Genomic DNA, 17,444 nt, shown 5'->3' with positions numbered 1-17,444 from the left:
TTATTTTCTCTTAACTTTTTTATCTGCACCATGACCATGGAAAGTCCTAGTCGGAGAAAATTCACCTAATTTTTTACCAACCATTTCTTCACTCACAGTAACAGGTATAAATTTATTTCCATTATGCACAGCAAATGTTACTCCAACAAAAAACGGTAAAATTGTTGATCTTCTAGACCAAGTCTGGATCATTTCTGATTTACCAGACTCAATCAATTTTTGTACTTTTTTTATCAGATAACCATCTACAAAAGGTCCTTTCCAAACTGAACGTGCCATAATTACTACCTAATTATTTTCTTCTCTTAATAATAAACTTTGATGTAGACTTATTCTTACGGGTTTTCTTCCCCTTAGTTGGGAAACCCCATGGAGTCACTGGATGACGACCACCAGAAGTTTTACCTTCTCCACCACCATGCGGGTGATCAACTGGGTTCATTGCAACACCACGAACATGCGGTCTCCAACCTAACCATCTATTTCTTCCCGCCTTACCCAAATTTGTATTTTTTTGATCAGGGTTTGAAACAACACCTATGGTAGCTTTACAATCTAACGGCACCAACCTAAATTCTCCAGAACGAAGCTTGATCTGAGCATAACCCGAATCCTTACCTACTAAATTAACCGAAGTCCCCGCCGATCTTGCAATCTGACCACCTTTACCAATTTTCATTTCTACATTATGCAAAGTAGTACCAATAGGGATAGATTTCAAAGATAAACAATTTCCAACTTTTATGTCGGCATTATCACTTGACACTATTCTGTCTCCTACAACAAGCTTTTGTGGTGCTATAATATAAGAATATTCACCATCATCAAATTTAATCAAAGCAATGAAAGAAGTTCTATTAGGATCATACTCTATTCTTTCAACTGTAGCGAATATATCTTGTTTATTTCTTTTAAAATCAATTATCCTATAAAGTCTTTTATGCCCCCCCCCTCTATGCCAAGAAGTGGTTCTACCAAGATTATTTCTACCACCAGTCTTACATAAACCTTTAGTTAAAGGTTTATGAGGTTTGCCCTTCCAAAGATCAGATTTATCAACCTGTATTAATTCTCTAAGAGATGGAGTAACTGGATTAAACTTTTTTAAAGCCATCTTATTTTATCCCCCCAGTAAAATCAATAGTATAATCTTTTTCTAGCGTTACAATAGCCTTCTTTTTATCTGATTGCCTACCATTGATACCCTTAAATCTTTTTTTCTTACCTTTTACATTCATGATGTTAACTTTTTTAACCTTAACCTCAAAAATTTTCTCAACAGCCATCTTGATAGAAGCCTTTTCAGCACTATCAGCAACATGAAAAGTAAACTTATTTTGTTCGGATAAAATATTGCTCTTCTCAGTAATCACAGGATTCCTAATAAGATCATAATGTTTATAAGATTTCACTTCAACCTCTTTTCTAAAGCATCTACAGCTTCTCTTGATAACAAAACATAATCATGGCGTATTATATCATAAACATTTGTACCAATTTGTGGCACCGAAATAGTGTTAGGAATATTTTGCACTGCCAAAGAAAAATTAGTATCAACTTCATTACCACTAACAATAAAATAACTCTTACCATGAAAATTATTTAATAATTTTGCAAGATTAGAAGTTTTTGACTCATCTAATTTTAAAGAATCTAATATTAGCAATTTTCCTTCAGTCAATTTTTCTGACAATGCATGTTTTAAACCAAGTCTTCTAACTTTCTTTGGTAATTTTGTAGCATGACTCCTTACTACTGGACCATGAGAAACCCCACCCCCCCTCATTTGGACAGACCTTAAAGATCCTTGCCTTGCGTTACCAGTACCCTTTTGCTTAAAAGGTTTCTTTGTAGTACCAGATACTTGCGACACTGTCTTAGTTTGATGTGTACCAGTCATAGCTTTTGCTCTTTGCCAATCAACAACAAGCTTGATAATATCTTGTCTAACAAAGTCTACGGCAAATACTTCATTATCTAAATCAACCTCACCAACAACTTCATTTCCAAGATTTAATAATTTAGCTTTCATATAGTTTATCCTGCAGCTGTAATAGTTTTCTTAATAGCATCCTTAATGTAGACATAAGATCCTTTCGAGCCTGGAACATTACCACTAACTATGATTATACCCTTTTCTATATCAGTATCGACCACTTTCAAGTTCTGAATAGTAACTCTTGTACTACCCATGTGACCAGCCATTTTCTTATTCTTAAATACTTTACCAGGGTCTTGTCTACCACCAGTAGAACCATGCGAACGGTGCGATACAGACACACCATGCGAAGCTTCAAGTCCTCTAAAATTATGCCTCTTCATACTACCAGCAAAACCTTTACCAATAGTAGTCCCTACAACATCTATAAACTGCCCAATAACAAAATGATCGACATGCAGTGTCGAACCTACATCAAGGAAAGAAGATACAGAAATTCTAAACTCCTTCAATTTTTGCTTTGGCACAACGTTAGCATTAGCAAATACCTGTCTCATTGGCTTTGTTACTTTAGATAATTTCTTATCCTTTACCCCAACAACCAAAGCATTATAACCATCCTTTTCTTGGGTCTTTTGTCCCACTACTTGACAATCTTCAACTTGCAGAAAAGTAATGGTAGTTCTCTCACCCTTTTCATTAAAAATTGAACTCATACCAATTTTTTTAGCAATTAAACCGGTTCTCATCACTCAATACTCTCTAACTTAATCTCAACATCAACACCAGCAGGCAAATCAACTTTCTTTAAAGCATCGACTGTCTGAGGAGTTGGATAACTTATTATTAAAAGCCTTTTCTGAATTCTAATCTCAAATTGCTCCCTTGATTTTTTATTGACATGTGGAGACCTATTAACGGTAAATCTTTCAATTGTCCTTGGAAGCGGGATTGGACCAATTATGTCGGCACCAGTTCTTTTAACAGCACCTACTATCTCTCTAGTACCTTGCTCAAGCGAACGGTGATCAAATGACTTTAGACGAATTTTAATTTTTTGATTATTTTTCATTAACTAAACCTTTTTATAAACAGCCCGACCACTCAAAACACTTTTAATAGATTTACTTAGATTATTTGTAAGAACAATTTGAATAAACCTGATTAAAAGTACTTTGCCTAGCCATTAAAAAAATAATCATCCTAAACTATTTCAGGATGATTATTTCTATGTTATTTTATAATTTTTGATACTACTCCAGCCCCTACTGTTTTACCGCCCTCACGTATAGCAAAACGCATACCTTCTTCCATAGCTATCGGAGAAATCAATGTAATATTCAGATTCGCATTATCACCAGGCATAATCATTGTTTTACCATCTTTTAAAGTAATTTCTCCAGTCACGTCAGTCGTTCTAAAATAAAACTGTGGACGATATTTATCTGTAAACGCTGTATGACGACCACCTTCTTTGGTGGTACGTACGTAAACCTCAGCTTCAAATTCAGTATGCGGAGTTATACTCCCAGGCTTAGCTAATACTTGCCCTCTGCACACATCTTCTCTTTTAGTTCCACGTAGCAATATACCAACATTGTCACCAGCTTCACCTTGATCCAATAGCTTCTTAAACATTTCTACACCAGTACAAGTAGTTTTTTGAGTATCTCTTATACCAACAATTTCTACCTCTTCACCAACTTTTACTATGCCTTTCTCAATCTTACCGGTAACAACCGTACCTCTTCCAGAAATAGAAAATACATCTTCTATTGACATTAAGAATGGTTTATCTGTATGTCTCTCAGGTTGCGGTACATATTCATCAATAGCATTCATTAATTCTTTAACCGCTGCTTCTCCTTCAGGCTTCCCTTCTAAAGCCTGCAAAGCAGAACCCCTAATCACTGGTATCTCATCTCCAGGAAAACCATACATTGAAAGAAGCTCTCTGACTTCCATTTCCACTAAGTCAACTAACTCCGGATCATCAACCATATCAACTTTGTTCAAAAAGACAACCATTGTTGGCACACCCACTTGCTTAGCAAGCAGTATGTGTTCCCTTGTTTGAGGCATTGGACCATCACAAGCAGATACTACCAATATTCCAGCATCCATTTGAGCCGCACCACTGATCATATTCTTTATATAATCTGCGTGTCCAGGACAGTCAATATGAGCATAATGCCTTTTTTTAGTCTTATATTCAACGTGAGCAGTAGCAATAGTTATACCCCTTTCCTTTTCTTCAGGAGCAGCATCAATTTCATCATAGTTAGTAGCCTTCGCCCCACCTTCTTTTGATAACACTAGAGTTATCGCAGCTGTTAAAGAAGTTTTTCCATGATCTACGTGTCCTATAGTTCCTACATTACAATGAGGCAGATCCCTCTCAAATTTTACCTTTGCCATAATTCATTCTCCACAATTTAAGATTTAATACAAATTTAACATAAAAATAACAAATTTATCCAATTTCCAATTATCACCAATAGTTTTGGAGCGGGTGATGGGAATCGAACCCACGCGATCAGCTTGGAAGGCTGGAGCTCTACCATTGAGCTACACCCGCGTATTTTGCCTAACCAATTTGTGGTGGAGGAAGAAGGATTCGAACCTTCGTACGCTCACGCGGGCAGATTTACAGTCTGCTGCCATTGACCACTCGGCCACTCCTCCAAAGAATTTACGCAAGTATTAAATAGTCTAATCAAACGTAAAACGCAATATAAATTAGTGTAAGTGCCAATAAATCTTCTTCACCTTTTTCTTGAGTCTTCTAAATAAGCTAATATAAACTTATATACTCGATGCAAATCAACAAATAATAAAAGTATATCTAAAATCTATACAAATAATTCCTATTAAAATTTTATTCACAGCAATTTAGAACGTTTATCAGTTGTAACTTTCTATAATAAATAGTAGTTTGTGTCAAGAATAAATTACTCTAGGTTCTAATAAGATGAAAAATAAAGCTAAAATTTCTAAAGATTTCTACTATATATATGGTAAACATCCAGTATTTGCAGCTCTAAGTAACCCAAAGCGTTATATTCAAAGAGTTTTATGTACAGAAGATATTTTTAATTTGAACAAAAATTTAATATCTAATCATCAATATGAGATTACCAATACAGATTCCTTAACACGTCTTCTTGGTTCAAGCCATAATCATCAAGGAATAGCCGCTAACGTTAAAAGCATTTTCTCTAATCATATTGAAGATATTGACATAACTACTAGCAATTGTAAAGTTGCTATTTTAGATCAAGTAACCGATCCACAAAATATTGGTGCTATTATTCGTAGTGCGGCTTCTTTTGGCATCACAGCCATAATATTACCTACCGATAATGCCCCAGATGAAAATGCTACTATAGCAAAAACGGCTTCTGGAGCTTTGGAACTAGTACAAATGGTTAAGGTCACTAATTTAAGATGGTCAATAGAATATCTCAAGAAACATGGATTTTGGATTATTGGTCTTGATGGCAACGCAACACAATCCTTAAATACCAAAATATTTTCAGATAAAATGGCAATAATACTTGGCTCTGAAGATAAAGGAATCAGACGGCTAGTTAAAGAAACGTGCGATCACCTAGTTAAAATACCAATTTCCAGTAGGGTAGAAAGCCTAAATGTTTCAAATGCTGCTGCAATACTGTTTTATTTGACCTCATTAAACAAAGCATGAGGATTAAAGATAACAACCTATTCCAAATTACCTCAATAGACTTCCTGCATGAATCAAGGAAGCCTTCGGGAAACTACATGAACGTACGTGAGGAGTGAAGGCGAGATCCGACGACAAAAAATCACCAACCAGATTGACTTATGTAGGGAATCTATTGCCTATTAGTCATCTACAGCTTCAACGGATTCTACCTCAGGAATGAAGTGTTTAAGCATTGATTCAATACCATTTTTTAAAGTAATACTAGAACTAGGGCAACCCTGACAAGATCCACGCAGCTGTAATTTTACCACTCCATTCTCAAATCCTCGATATATTATATCGCCTCCATCCATGGCGACCGAAGGACGTACCCGTGTTTCAATAATTTCTACAATCTGTTGTTCGATTTCAGACATCTCGTCAAAATTATTTATGGTAGATTTATCATTTTGCTCTTCAAAATTTTGTCCATCAAAAACAGTAAAACCAGCAGTAAAATGATCCATAATAATCATCAAAATTTCAGGCTTTAAAACTAGCCAATCACTTTCTTCTTCCTTAGTAATAGTAATAAAGTCACTACCAAGAAATACCGATTTTACATTATTTATACTGAATAATTGAACTACTAAACTACTTTTACCCTTTGCCTCATCAAGATTACTAAAATGAACCGGTTGATTAGGGCTAATGGATATATTAGGAAAAAATTTTATTGCATTAGGATTAGGAGTAATTTCAGTTTGAATAAACATTCAACATCTTCCTTGATAAAAAATAAATGGTACCCGCGGCCAGACTTGAACTGGCAAGGGCTTGCACCCCACGGATTTTAAGTCCGTTATGTCTACCATTCCATCACGCGGGCAAGGTAAGCTAGTTTATTCCTGATTGCTTACACAACTAACCACATTTAGAATAGCTTACTATTCCAAGTTTATGTAGATTCTGTGAAGATTGCACAGACTAATAAAAAAAACATTAAAAAGCAAGTGTTTTTATAAATCATTAGAATTATAAATTCAAAATGTAAATTGCAGTAATATTATCTAATCATTAACTTAACAGATATTAATTTAGATCAATAAGTATCTAAAATTAGCAATTAACCTTATGTTTAACCTTATAGTTGTAATCATACCTTGTTTTAAAATCAACATTTTTGAATTTATAATCGCTGGTATGATATTGACATAATAGAAGTTTAAAGATATATTGTGTTCTTTCTTAAAGATTCCATCACTTTTTTAGGACACTTTATAAAAACAAGCACACAATGTCATCCAATATCCAGTACAAGGCATGATATAAGGCACCCGTAGCTCAATTGGATAGAGTATATGACTACGGATCATAAGGTTGGGGGTTCGACTCCCTCCGGGTGCACCACAATTCTTATTAGTTTTAGCCATTGAATCTCTAGTACTCATAGGTTTTTCTCCTATAATTTGCATTAACATTTAAAGAGTATCTAAACTTAATATGTTTGTCAATTTATGATAATAATTGGAGTAATTTTTAAAAAAACAGCCATAGAAACTACATGAAAAATAGCAACTCCTAACAGCATTTCTAGTTGACTTGTTATTGTATGAGCTTTTCTATACTATAGCACTTAACATATATGTTCATATTAGATATAGCTAACCTGAAAAGGTTTTAGCCGGATAATGTTTGTCATCCCTAGCTGCGGCGGGTATCTAAAATAAAGCTAAAAGAACGTCTTGGTTTAACTCAAAGAACACGTCAATTCCTAGGCTCTGTGAAGGTTTCTAATTGCTCTATATTTTGAGCTATTTTTTAGTGAGAATAAATAGGATTTTTGAAGGAATAGTGTACCTATTTCAAGAAAATCATGTTTATTCGTAGCAAAAAAGAGCCAAAATTAGGTCACTTTAGAAACCTTCACAGAGCCTAGAACTTTAACGGATTAGCTATAACATATTTTATAGGTAAACATACTCAAAATGAAACGTCGCTTTAATTTATTACTTATATTGATCTGGTTTTATCAATTTTTCGTCTCTCCCCTACTTGGAGTCAATTGCCGTTTTTATCCGTCATGTTCAGAATATGCTAAGTCAGCAATAATGATACATGGTAATATTAAAGGATTATGGTTATTTATTAAGAGAATAATCAGGTGTAATCCTTTCTGTCAAGGTGGGTGTGACCCTGTACCTATAGATGATTTTTCTCCACACAAAGGTAGAAATCTATAGTGAAACCTATTGAATTAGGTGATACAAACTTTGTGTCATACCTGCGAAAACAGGTATCTAGATTCCCGCCTTCGCGGGAATGACAACTTACAATCGTTATGTTCTTTATCACCTAATCCTATGAGCATAACTATATAATATACCCTAGGTGCTGTGAACCTAGACTTTCAAGCTATTTTTCTAGGTAATTTTTTAATTTATGTACCGAGATTAGTTGAAATCCTTGAAAAAATTGATATATTAGCTACTTAGTATCGTCGTATTTAGTAAAGTATAGGGCTGTTTTTATTGTTTTAAAGTACAAGCTTTCTTAGATAAAAATGGGCATTTACATTATTGTTTGGCTCTGAATCTAATAAAGAAGTTGATATATATATTTATTGCATGTATAATTTCGGACTTAGAAAATATTGCAAGTAATATAATTTTTACTAACTATATAGTAAAATAATGTTGATATAATAATGGTAATATGAAAAATAATAGTGCATTAGTAGCTCAAGTAGCAAACCCTCTAAATAGTGCTCTTGAGAAGTGCAAGATTGCTTTTTGGGTAGTTTTTAGCTTCGCGTTCGTTATTAACTTATTAATGTTGATAACACCTCTTTATTCCTTACAGGTTCTCGATAGAGTTATAGGAAGTGGTAACACATGGACATTAATGTGGTTGTCTATTATTATTGGCACAATCTATTTTATTTACGGATTATTACAAATTGCTAGATCATTCACCTTAATTAAAGTTGGTGAATGGTTAGACAAAACAGTTGCCCCTGTAATTTTTGGTCACTCTATTTCAGCTGCTGCAACCCGTACTAATACTGGTGCTAGTCAATTACTTCGTGATTTCCAAACAATAAAAACTTTTGTAACTAGTACTGGTATTAATACTTTATTTGATGCTCCTTGGAGCGTTGTCTATATAATAGTAATTTTCTTAATTCATCCATATATTGGAATTCTAACATTAGCTGGTGCTATTATTATCGTATCTACAGCTTTTTTTAATGCTGCTGCAACTAACAGAACTCTTGGTGAAGCTACTGAATTCTCCATAAAGGGTATGACTCAAGCTGACATTGCCAATAGGAATTCAGAAGTTGTAGAAGCTATGGGCATGATGAAAAACGTTACGGCAAATTGGCACCAATTTAATATTGCTGCTTTGGAGAAGCAATCAATTGCTAGCTACCGTAATGGTGCAATCTCTAATTTCTCTAGATTTATTCGTAATATTATGCAGATGCTTGTAACTGGTATTGGGGCTTATGTTGTTGTTAATACTTCAGGAAGAGAGATGACTACTGGCGGTATGATTATGAGCTCTATTATAGTGGGCAGAGCCCTGGCACCTTTCGATAATGCTATTGAGTTATGGAAAAGTATGAGTAGTGCCCTAAAATCTTATAAAAATATTAATCAGTTATTTGCTTCGTATAAATCAAGAGAAGAAGCAATGCCAATTCCAAATGTTGAAGGACATTTAACTGTAGAAAATATTTATTATTCACTTCCAGTCCCTCCACATATGCCACAGCCTCCAGTACCGAGATATATTTTAAAGGGGGTGTCCTTTGCCGTTCAGCCTGGTGAAATATTAGCAATTATAGGACCTTCTGCTGCAGGTAAGTCAACTTTAGCTAAAGTACTAGTCGGGGTATGGAAAGCATCGTCAGGAACTGTTAGACTTGATAGCGGTGAAGTTTATTCCTGGAATAGAGAAAGTTTTGGTAAGCATGTAGGATATTTACCGCAAGGGATAGAATTATTTAGCGGTAGTATAAAACAGAATATAGCTAGGATGGCTGAAAATGCTGATCCAGAAAAAGTAATTGAGGCGGCTAAAATTGCTGGAGCTCACGAAATGGTCTTAAGACTACCAGATGGTTACGATTCGGATATTGGAACAGCTGGCTCTAACCTCTCTGGTGGACAAAAACAACGTGTTGGTCTTGCTAGAGCATTTTATGGTAATCCTAAATTAATTATCTTAGATGAACCTAATGCTAATCTTGATGAGGCGGGTGAAATAGCCCTATCAAATTCTTTAAAGCAGGCAAAATCTAGAGGTATTGCTGTAGTGGTTATCTCTCATAGACCATCTGTATTATCGGTGGTAGATAAAATCTTGGTATTACAAGATGGGGCAGTAGCTCTTTATGGTACTCAAGAAGAACTGCAAAATCGAGTTAAACTGTTGCAAAATGGTGCAATTCACATTAACGAATAAAATTTTAAATATATGGAAGAAAAGTCAACTAATAAGCCAGCATTTACAGCAGAGCAACTTAAACAGCTCTTATCGCTACAAAATGATTTGATACACACCAAGAAAACAAAGGGAAGTGTTCTATCACAAAAAATGGTAGTAACTATTTCTAAGGCAATTCAAAATACACTATATTATCTTGATCGTTTCATCAATTTTGTTACCAAAAATAATGATGTTGATCGCAATGATGTAGTGCAAACTGCTAGAGCTCCAATTCTCTTTGGAGTATATATAATAATCTTTTTTGTATTAGTTGGAGGAGTATGGGGAAGTCTAGCTCCTCTTGATAGTGCCGCTGTAGCATCAGGCGTTGTGGTAACATATAGTAATAAGCAGGTAATTAACCACCAGGAGGGTGGAATTATAGCTAATATTTTTGTTAAACAAGGCGATCAAATTAAGACGGGTGATAAATTAATAGAGTTGGAAGATACAAAAATTAAATCGCAGTACGAAATTACTTTAAGCCAATATAGGCATGCTTTAGCAGCAGAAAGTCGTTTGATTGCTGAGAGAGATAATCAAGACAAAATTGAATTTCCAGAATTATTAACAGAAGCCACAAATCTACCTGAAGTAGCAAGGGTTATACATACTCAAGAAAGCTTATTTTACTCCAAAAAAGAAGTGTATAAAAGTGAAACAAATGCTTTGCACCAGAGGATTGAGCAATTAAATAAAAAAATTGAAGGTATGCAAGCTAGAAAGATTGCCAATGTAAAAAGCCTAGAAGTTGTTAGGGATCGTTTAAAAGCGATACATACATTACATGAAAAAGGTTTTTCTAATAAAGCGGCTTTATTGGAAATTGAAGCTAAGGAAGCCAATTTCAAAAGTGAAATAGCTATGACAGAAACTGAAATTGCCGGTACTAAGCATGCGATCATAGAAAGTGAGATTAGTATTATTAACTTACAGAACAAATATACAGAAAAAACTCTGACTGAACTAAAAGATGCTCAAGGGCAAGTAGCTCATCTAAGAGAGCAGTTTAATGCTTATAAAGACTCCTTGAGTCGTACAGTTGTTAAATCTCCAGTTGATGGTATTATAAATGTATTGAATTTTCATACAATAGGCGGGGTAATTGCTCCAGGCACTCCGATTATAGAGATTTCTCCAACTAATGAAACTCTGATAATAGAGGCAAGAGTTCCACAGAAGAACATAGATTCTGTGCATGAAGGTTTGTTAGCAAAAATTCGCTTCAGTGCTTTTAAATCTAGAACAACACCATTATTTACTGGTAAAGTAGTTAGAATATCTCCTGATACTGTACAAGACAGAAACCAAATGCAACAAGGTACAGAGACTTTTTACACTGCTATAATTGAGATTGATATGGATGAGTTTAATAAGATTGCAAAAGCTAGAAAATTAGAACTGCATCCTGGCATGCAGGCAGAAGTACAAATTGTTACTGGTACAAGGACTCTTCTAAGATATTTACTTGATCCTATTACTGATACTATGTTCAGAGCATTTAAAGAGAAATGATACTCCTATAGCAGGTTATGTCATTGCGAGATGATATAACCCCACGAAATTAGTTGCTAACAAATAATAAAAATCACTTGCATTATTAAGTCCCCCGTCAAAAGTCTAAAGATACAACATCTGCTATGTTTAAACAAAAAGGATCATTCCTGCGTAGGCAGGAATCTATAATATCTCAGGGCTTTTTGTCCACTATTTTAGATATAGTTATGCCCATAGGATTAGATGATAAAGAACATAACGATTGTAAGTTGTCATATAGTTATGCCTATAGGATTAGGTGATAAAGAACATAACGATTGTAAGATGTCATTCCCGCGAAGGCGGGAATCTAGATACCTGCTTTCGCAGGTATGACACAAAGTTTGTATCACCTAATTCAATAGGTTTCACTATATATGGACGAGTGAATTTGTCAATAAAGAAAATAAAAAATAGAGCCACAAAGGAAGCGGTCATATATTCGGCATCGAGTGCCATAATGGTTTCTGTATTCTTCTAAATATCCTTGAGTAACCTCTCATTCTTACGGCTTCTAGAGCCTCGACATAATTGCGGATTTTGTTCAGAATACTTATTTCATTAACTCTTTTACTTTCGTTCTCTTTATTGTTACTAACTTACTCGCAGTATTTACTAATTGCCATTCTTTTGCTTAATTGACATAAATTATCCTTCCTGCCAACTGCACTAATTTGCGACATACTCGCTGCCATTGGTATAGTGAAACCTATAGAATTAGGTGAAATTATATGATATAAAAAAGAGGAAATATCAAAAGTCCATATAGTGAAGATTTAAGAAAAAAAGTAATAAATTATGTAGCAAGAGGTAACAGTCAAAGAAGTGCTGCCAAGATATTTGATATACATAAAAATACAATTAGCCGTTGGAATGTAAGGAAGAGAAAGGAAGGAACGATATTGGCGAAAGCTAGATTAGACTTCCTGCATAAATAAGTTGCAGGAATAAAATAATTGATTTAAAAGTCTGTTGTTAGAAAAATTATGGTAATGGATATAGTTATGCTCATAGGATTAGGTGATAAAGAACATAACGATTGTAAGTTGTCATTCCCGCGAAGGCGGGAATCTAGATACCTGCTTTCGCAGGTATGACACAAAGTTTGTATCACCTAATTCAATAGGTTTCACTATAGATAAAAAAAGTAAGAAGATTATATGTACAAATTTTGCCAATGGTAAAAAGCATGATTTTAAGTTGTTTAAAGAATCAAAAATTTTGATTCACCCTGAAGTTAGTCTTCTAGGAGATTCAGGTTATCAAGGTATGAAGAAGCTTCACAGTAATAGTTTTTTGCCTAAAAAGAAAAGTAAGAAGAAACCTTTAACAAACGAAGATAAAAAGAATAATCAAAATATAGCGTCACAAAGGGTTACTTGCGAACATATTATTGGACGAATAAAACGTTTTAAAATTATTGCCGATCGTTACAGAAATAGAAGAAAAAGATTTGCTTTAAGAGTAAATTTAATAGCAGGAATTTGTAATTTTGAAACTTAATAAATATTTATGCAGGAAGTCTATTAGGCTTTAAAAGTAAAGTTGATAAGCAAAAATTAGCAGATTTTGTAGAAAATAATTCAAATATGAGGTTACAAGATATTGGTAAAGAGTTTGGGATTGCTAGATCCCAAACTGGTAGGATATTAAAAGAGTTAGGATTTAGTTATAAAAAAAACCTTTAGCTATATGGAAGCGAGTGCAGAGAAACGATCTGAATATTTAGAAGAGATCAGTAAATATGCTAAAGAACAAATAGTACATATTGATGAAAGTGGTATAGATATGAGTATTTGCCAGGATAAAGGTTGGGGGAAAACAGGAGAAATACTGATTGGAAAGAAGAGTGGGAAGCAGTATCAAAGAACTAATATAGTAGCTGGTTTGGTAAACAATCAATCGATAGCCCCTTTTGTTTTTAATGGAACTTGCAATACAGAGTTATTTAATAATTGGGTTGAGAAGTTTTTAATTAAAGAGTTAAAAGCAGGACAGGTTGTAGTTATGGATAATGCTAGTTTCCATAAATCAAAGAAGACAAAGGAATTGATAGAATCAGTTGGCTGCAAACTTATCTTTTTACCTCCGTATTCACCAGACTTAAATCCCATAGAGAAGTTTTGGGCAAATATGAAACGATGGATTAAAAATAAGGTAACAGAAACTGGCTCTGTCCAGAAACTAGCAAATTATTTGAAATTATTGCTATGTTCTTTGTCACCTAATTCTATAGGTTTCACTATATCTTACTTTCTTGTCTATGATCTTCAATATCGCAAAAATGTTCTGCAAAGTTCTTGACGAATTCTCTCTCTCTTAACATCACTATCTCCAAATAATAATTATTTTATTAAGAGATTCTTACGATATTACTCCACTATTTGCAAAAACTTTATTATTAACATTTCTTTACCTTTTGTTCATGAGACCGCCGTGACTCATTAATGCTTTGACATACAGTGACATATTATTAAAAGTTCTATAATCATTACATCCTACTCTTAAACCACTCTGACCTTCTTCTATCATTCCTTCCAGTTCTTGCCATATCTTGATGTTATCCATTCCTTATCTCATCTCCTCCTTCAACTATGCCATACATTCTAATACATTTTATATTATTTGTAAACTACGACTGTAGTACTAGGCTTTGTGAAGGTTTCTAAAGTGACCTAATTTTGGCTCTTTTTTGCTACGAATAAACATGATTTTCTTGAAATAGGTACACTATTCCTTCAAAAATCCTATTTAGTCGCTCCGTCAAAAAGGCTGTAGGTATGAGAGGTAATACATGTTTGCGGTTAAAAATCACATCAAAACCCATAAGATTTTCACCCTATTTTGTCAAAAACCTTATGGATTTACAAAGTTTTTATAACCTAATCACAGTACCAAGCTTGTCATCCCTGCGAAAGCAGGGATCTAAAATAGTGGACAAAAAGCCCTGAGATATTATAGATTCCTGCCTACGCAGGAATGACATCCTTTTTGTTTAAACATAGCAGATGTTGTATCTTTAGACTAATACTAATCGGGTTAGCTATGGCTTATTATTTACATTCAGGTTAACAACCTACTCCTCGTTACGTCGGTCTGATTTCTTCCGGTCATTAGGATTTAACATTGCCTTACGAAGTCTAATTGATTTAGGGGTAACTTCTACCCTTTCATCATTTTGGATATAGCTGATAGATTGTTCTAACGTCATAAGGGTTGGTGGGATAAGACGCATAGCTTCATCCTTACCAGAAGCTCTGACATTTGATAATTGCTTGGCTTTCAGAGGGTTTACTTCCAGATCATTATCCCGATTATGCTCCCCTATAATCATTCCCTGATATACTAGTTCATTAGGGTTTATAAACATTTTCCCACGATCTTCAAGATTCCATAGAGCATAGGCAACAGCTTCCCCATCCCCATTAGAAATTAACACTCCATTACGTCTTCCTTCAATAGCCCCTTTATAGGGAGCATAACTATGGAAAACACGGTTCATAACACCTGTGCCCCGAGTTTCGGTTAGGAATTGACCGTGATAACCAATAAGCCCGCGTGATGGTCCTAAAAATGTTACTCTAGTTTTACCGCCACCAGATGGACGCATATCAGTCATTTCTGCTTTACGTAGGGCAAGTGATTTAACAACAACCCCAACAAAATCATCATCAACATCAACTTGGATTTCTTCAATTGGTTCTAATCTTTTACCATGTTCATCCTCTTTGAATAATACTCGGGGTCTACTGATTGATAGTTCAAAACCTTCCCGCCGCATAGTCTCAATTAATATGCCTAATTGTAGTTCACCACGACCTGCAACTTGAAAAGCATCTTTTTCTTCAGTTTGGCTGACATGTATTGCTACATTACTTTCTATCTCTCGCATTAATCTATCACCTAGAACTCTTGCTGTAAGCTTTGAGCCTTCTCGTCCAGCAAGAGGAGAGTCATTTACTCCAAAGGTCATAGATAATGTTGGTGGGTCTATAGGTAAGGATGGCAGTGCTACGATTATTTCAGGGGCACATATCGTATCAGCTACAGTAGCGTCCTGAATTCCAGCAATAGCAATAATATCTCCAGCATATGCAATATCAACAGCTACACGTTCCAGTCCCCGGAATGAGAGTATTTTACTTATTCGAGCATTTTCAGTTGCCATATTATCACAATTAAGTACTTTAACATTTTGGTTGGTCTTAATTGTGCCACTATGGATACGACCGGTAAGCACGCGACCAAAATACGGGTTATATTCTCTAGTGGTAACAAGCATAGAAAAGGGAGCGTCGCTATCAGCAACAGGAATAGGCACATGAGATACTATCAAGTCAAAAAGCGGGGCAAGGTCTTTTTGTTCATCTTCTAAGTGACACGATGCCCAACCGCTACGTCCTGAAGCGTAGATAATAGGAAAATCTAGTTGTTCATTATTTGCCTCTAATGCCATAAATAATTCAAATACTTCATCTACCACTTCACTGACTCTTCTATCAGGACGGTCAATTTTATTGATCACAACAATTGGTTTTAACCCAAGTTTCAGAGCTTTTGACAACACAAATTTGGTCTGAGGCATTGTACCTTCAGAAGAATCAACTAGTAATATGACCCCATCTACCATAGTCAGAATGCGTTCTACCTCGCCACCAAAATCAGCGTGACCAGGAGTGTCAACTATATTGATACGGATATCTTTCCACATAAGGGAGGTACATTTAGCTAGAATAGTTATACCACGTTCACGTTCCAGGTCATTTGAATCCATAGCACGTTCTGCTACTTCCTGGTTTGCTCGGAAAGTGCCACTTTGCTTAAGCATATTATCAACTAGAGTGGTTTTACCATGATCAACGTGGGCGATAATGGCAATATTGCGAATAGCAGACATCAAAAACCTTTAATATATTTTTTAACTGATGATTATAGAGTATAATAGATCAAAATGGAATAGAGTTCTTATAGTGTTTGTATAGTATATTTTAAATTATAGAGTCTATGTGTGCCATCTTACAACTATTAGCTAAACCATTATCTAGAGTAGCAATTTTTGCTTCAAGGCGTAGGGCTAATTCAAGGTAAGTAGCGTCATAAGATGTTAGACCATATTTAGTTGCAATCCTTGCTATTACATGCAGAGATTCACAGTTAGAACAAAATTTATCAATATTAATAGGAAGAATATTTAAGAAGTGTAAGTATTCTTCATAATCACTTTTAGTGATACGCTGTTTTTTTAATGATGATATAAGAACATTGTTACATTCCAGATAAAAGACAGCAGGGGCGAATACATTATATACTTTGTTAGATATCTGATTGTAAATGTTATCTACCTTAAGCTGCTTTTCATCCGGTAAAATCGATGACATAATGAATGAACAATCTATCACTAAATTCATTTTCTACCAAGATTTTTCATTTTAATAACATCATCTATAGAGCCAAGAGGACTACGTTTTTTAAGTGCAGCAAACTTACTAAATAGCTCATCAAATCTTTGGGAGTAATATTTAGCTACAGGTATAACAAAAGCTACCTCTTTTCCTCTGTTTGTTATACATAATTCTTCACCTGCTTCTACTTCTTTAATTAGCTCTGGTAAATGAGTTTTTGTTTTAAACATACCAACTATTCTCATGAATCCTCTTTAATAAACTAGTTAATTCATCTAGTTTAATCAATTTTGATAATTAGTGCAATATATCAAATGCTGTGATTAGTAAGATTTCACTTGCAAAAGTTCAAATTTTAATTTATTAGATTATGAGTTTTTGGGTTTCCCGATAAATTACCTAT

22 protein-coding genes, 4 tRNA genes and 1 pseudogene are annotated in these 17,444 nt (G+C 34.6%); 11 read left to right on the top strand and 16 right to left on the bottom strand.

Going from position 1 to position 17,444, the window contains the following annotated elements; genetic code table 11:
* The 9 genes from rpsS to ACQH2P_RS10935 form a co-directional block, all read right to left on the bottom strand.
* Entirely contained in the window at nt 1-279 is a 279-nt protein-coding gene (gene rpsS, locus ACQH2P_RS10975; RefSeq protein ID WP_094648890.1) for a 30S ribosomal protein S19, read from the bottom strand.
* Nucleotides 280-292: 13 nt separating this feature from the next.
* Nucleotides 293-1,114, bottom strand: coding sequence for a 50S ribosomal protein L2 (rplB, locus tag ACQH2P_RS10970; protein WP_425364206.1), 822 nt, complete (start codon nt 1,112-1,114; stop codon nt 293-295).
* 1 nt (nt 1,115) lies between these two features.
* Nucleotides 1,116-1,412, bottom strand: coding sequence for a 50S ribosomal protein L23 (locus tag ACQH2P_RS10965; RefSeq protein ID WP_425364205.1), 297 nt, complete (start codon nt 1,410-1,412; stop codon nt 1,116-1,118).
* Nucleotides 1,409-2,032, bottom strand: coding sequence for a 50S ribosomal protein L4 (rplD, locus tag ACQH2P_RS10960; protein ID WP_425364204.1), 624 nt, complete (start codon nt 2,030-2,032; stop codon nt 1,409-1,411). The genes ACQH2P_RS10965 and rplD overlap by 4 nt, the downstream gene beginning before the upstream one ends.
* Nucleotides 2,033-2,037: 5 nt before the next feature.
* The gene (gene rplC / locus ACQH2P_RS10955) at nt 2,038-2,688 is read right to left on the bottom strand and encodes a 50S ribosomal protein L3 (protein WP_425364203.1); all 651 of its coding nucleotides are present in this window, start codon (nt 2,686-2,688) and stop codon (nt 2,038-2,040) included.
* Entirely contained in the window at nt 2,688-3,011 is a 324-nt protein-coding gene (gene rpsJ / locus ACQH2P_RS10950) for a 30S ribosomal protein S10 (RefSeq protein ID WP_094648885.1), read from the bottom strand. The genes rplC and rpsJ overlap by 1 nt, the downstream gene beginning before the upstream one ends.
* A gap of 161 nt (nt 3,012-3,172) precedes the next feature.
* Nucleotides 3,173-4,357 (bottom strand): elongation factor Tu, encoded by a 1,185-nt coding sequence (gene tuf / locus ACQH2P_RS10945; protein ID WP_425364202.1) that lies wholly within the window; start codon nt 4,355-4,357, stop codon nt 3,173-3,175.
* An 86-nt stretch (nt 4,358-4,443) separates the two neighbouring features.
* Nucleotides 4,444-4,517 (bottom strand) — tRNA-Gly (locus tag ACQH2P_RS10940).
* A gap of 21 nt (nt 4,518-4,538) precedes the next feature.
* Nucleotides 4,539-4,624, bottom strand: a tRNA-Tyr gene (locus ACQH2P_RS10935).
* Nucleotides 4,625-4,910: 286 nt separating this feature from the next.
* Between ACQH2P_RS10935 and rlmB the strand changes: the two genes are divergently transcribed.
* A complete protein-coding gene (rlmB, locus tag ACQH2P_RS10930) occupies nt 4,911-5,645 on the top strand; it encodes a 23S rRNA (guanosine(2251)-2'-O)-methyltransferase RlmB (protein WP_425364201.1) in 735 nt (244 codons plus the stop codon).
* 161 nt (nt 5,646-5,806) lie between these two features.
* On the opposite strand, the gene ACQH2P_RS10925 is transcribed toward rlmB, so the two are convergent.
* Together ACQH2P_RS10925 and ACQH2P_RS10920 are read right to left on the bottom strand one after the other, a co-directional pair.
* Entirely contained in the window at nt 5,807-6,382 is a 576-nt protein-coding gene (locus tag ACQH2P_RS10925) for a NifU family protein (protein ID WP_425364200.1), read from the bottom strand.
* A 27-nt stretch (nt 6,383-6,409) separates the two neighbouring features.
* Nucleotides 6,410-6,495, bottom strand: a tRNA-Leu gene (locus ACQH2P_RS10920).
* A 444-nt stretch (nt 6,496-6,939) separates the two neighbouring features.
* Here ACQH2P_RS10920 and ACQH2P_RS10915 point away from each other — a divergent pair.
* Both ACQH2P_RS10915 and yidD read left to right on the top strand, forming a co-directional pair.
* A tRNA-Arg gene (locus tag ACQH2P_RS10915) sits at nt 6,940-7,016 on the top strand.
* 578 nt (nt 7,017-7,594) lie between these two features.
* Nucleotides 7,595-7,849, top strand: coding sequence for a membrane protein insertion efficiency factor YidD (gene yidD, locus ACQH2P_RS10910; protein WP_425364199.1), 255 nt, complete (start codon nt 7,595-7,597; stop codon nt 7,847-7,849).
* Here yidD and ACQH2P_RS10905 read toward each other — a convergent pair.
* Nucleotides 7,809-7,961, bottom strand: coding sequence for a hypothetical protein (locus tag ACQH2P_RS10905; RefSeq protein ID WP_425364198.1), 153 nt, complete (start codon nt 7,959-7,961; stop codon nt 7,809-7,811). The two genes, yidD and ACQH2P_RS10905, sit on opposite strands and share 41 nt — an antisense overlap.
* 360 nt (nt 7,962-8,321) lie before the next feature.
* Between ACQH2P_RS10905 and ACQH2P_RS10900 the strand changes: the two genes are divergently transcribed.
* From ACQH2P_RS10900 to ACQH2P_RS10865, 8 genes and pseudogenes are all read left to right on the top strand, one after another.
* Complete coding sequence (locus ACQH2P_RS10900; RefSeq protein WP_425364197.1) at nt 8,322-10,079, top strand: type I secretion system permease/ATPase; 1,758 nt, start codon at nt 8,322-8,324, stop codon at nt 10,077-10,079.
* A 12-nt stretch (nt 10,080-10,091) separates the two neighbouring features.
* Nucleotides 10,092-11,618, top strand: a complete 1,527-nt coding sequence (locus ACQH2P_RS10895; protein ID WP_425364196.1) for an HlyD family type I secretion periplasmic adaptor subunit — start codon at nt 10,092-10,094, stop codon at nt 11,616-11,618.
* Between the two features lie 125 nt (nt 11,619-11,743).
* Complete coding sequence (locus ACQH2P_RS10890) at nt 11,744-11,902, top strand: hypothetical protein (protein WP_425364195.1); 159 nt, start codon at nt 11,744-11,746, stop codon at nt 11,900-11,902.
* Nucleotides 11,899-12,120: a hypothetical protein gene (locus tag ACQH2P_RS10885; RefSeq protein ID WP_425364194.1), complete on the top strand. Its 222-nt coding sequence runs from the start codon at nt 11,899-11,901 to the stop codon at nt 12,118-12,120. The genes ACQH2P_RS10890 and ACQH2P_RS10885 overlap by 4 nt, the downstream gene beginning before the upstream one ends.
* A gap of 271 nt (nt 12,121-12,391) precedes the next feature.
* The gene (locus ACQH2P_RS10880; RefSeq protein ID WP_425364235.1) at nt 12,392-12,577 is read left to right on the top strand and encodes an IS630 transposase-related protein; all 186 of its coding nucleotides are present in this window, start codon (nt 12,392-12,394) and stop codon (nt 12,575-12,577) included.
* A 196-nt stretch (nt 12,578-12,773) separates the two neighbouring features.
* Nucleotides 12,774-13,142, top strand: a pseudogene (locus tag ACQH2P_RS10875) (transposase family protein); the annotation flags it as partial.
* Nucleotides 13,142-13,327, top strand: coding sequence for an IS630 transposase-related protein (locus ACQH2P_RS10870; RefSeq protein ID WP_425364234.1), 186 nt, complete (start codon nt 13,142-13,144; stop codon nt 13,325-13,327). The pseudogene ACQH2P_RS10875 and the gene ACQH2P_RS10870, both read left to right, overlap by 1 nt.
* 4 nt (nt 13,328-13,331) lie before the next feature.
* Nucleotides 13,332-13,943 (top strand): IS630 family transposase, encoded by a 612-nt coding sequence (locus tag ACQH2P_RS10865; RefSeq protein WP_425364193.1) that lies wholly within the window; start codon nt 13,332-13,334, stop codon nt 13,941-13,943.
* A gap of 108 nt (nt 13,944-14,051) precedes the next feature.
* On the opposite strand, the gene ACQH2P_RS10860 is transcribed toward ACQH2P_RS10865, so the two are convergent.
* The 4 genes from ACQH2P_RS10860 to ACQH2P_RS10845 form a co-directional block, all read right to left on the bottom strand.
* Entirely contained in the window at nt 14,052-14,207 is a 156-nt protein-coding gene (locus ACQH2P_RS10860) for a hypothetical protein (RefSeq protein ID WP_425362547.1), read from the bottom strand.
* A 508-nt stretch (nt 14,208-14,715) separates the two neighbouring features.
* Nucleotides 14,716-16,536: a translational GTPase TypA gene (typA, locus tag ACQH2P_RS10855; protein WP_425364192.1), complete on the bottom strand. Its 1,821-nt coding sequence runs from the start codon at nt 16,534-16,536 to the stop codon at nt 14,716-14,718.
* Between the two features lie 91 nt (nt 16,537-16,627).
* Nucleotides 16,628-17,047, bottom strand: coding sequence for a type II toxin-antitoxin system VapC family toxin (locus tag ACQH2P_RS10850; RefSeq protein WP_425364191.1), 420 nt, complete (start codon nt 17,045-17,047; stop codon nt 16,628-16,630).
* Nucleotides 17,044-17,286: a type II toxin-antitoxin system Phd/YefM family antitoxin gene (locus ACQH2P_RS10845; protein ID WP_425364190.1), complete on the bottom strand. Its 243-nt coding sequence runs from the start codon at nt 17,284-17,286 to the stop codon at nt 17,044-17,046. The genes ACQH2P_RS10850 and ACQH2P_RS10845 overlap by 4 nt, the downstream gene beginning before the upstream one ends.
* Nucleotides 17,287-17,444: the final 158 nt, after the last annotated feature.

The sequence above is a fragment of the Candidatus Tisiphia endosymbiont of Hybos culiciformis genome, from assembly GCF_964030975.1.
In the GTDB taxonomy this organism is placed as follows: domain Bacteria; phylum Pseudomonadota; class Alphaproteobacteria; order Rickettsiales; family Rickettsiaceae; genus Tisiphia.
This window is presented reverse-complemented; position numbering and strand designations above follow the sequence as displayed.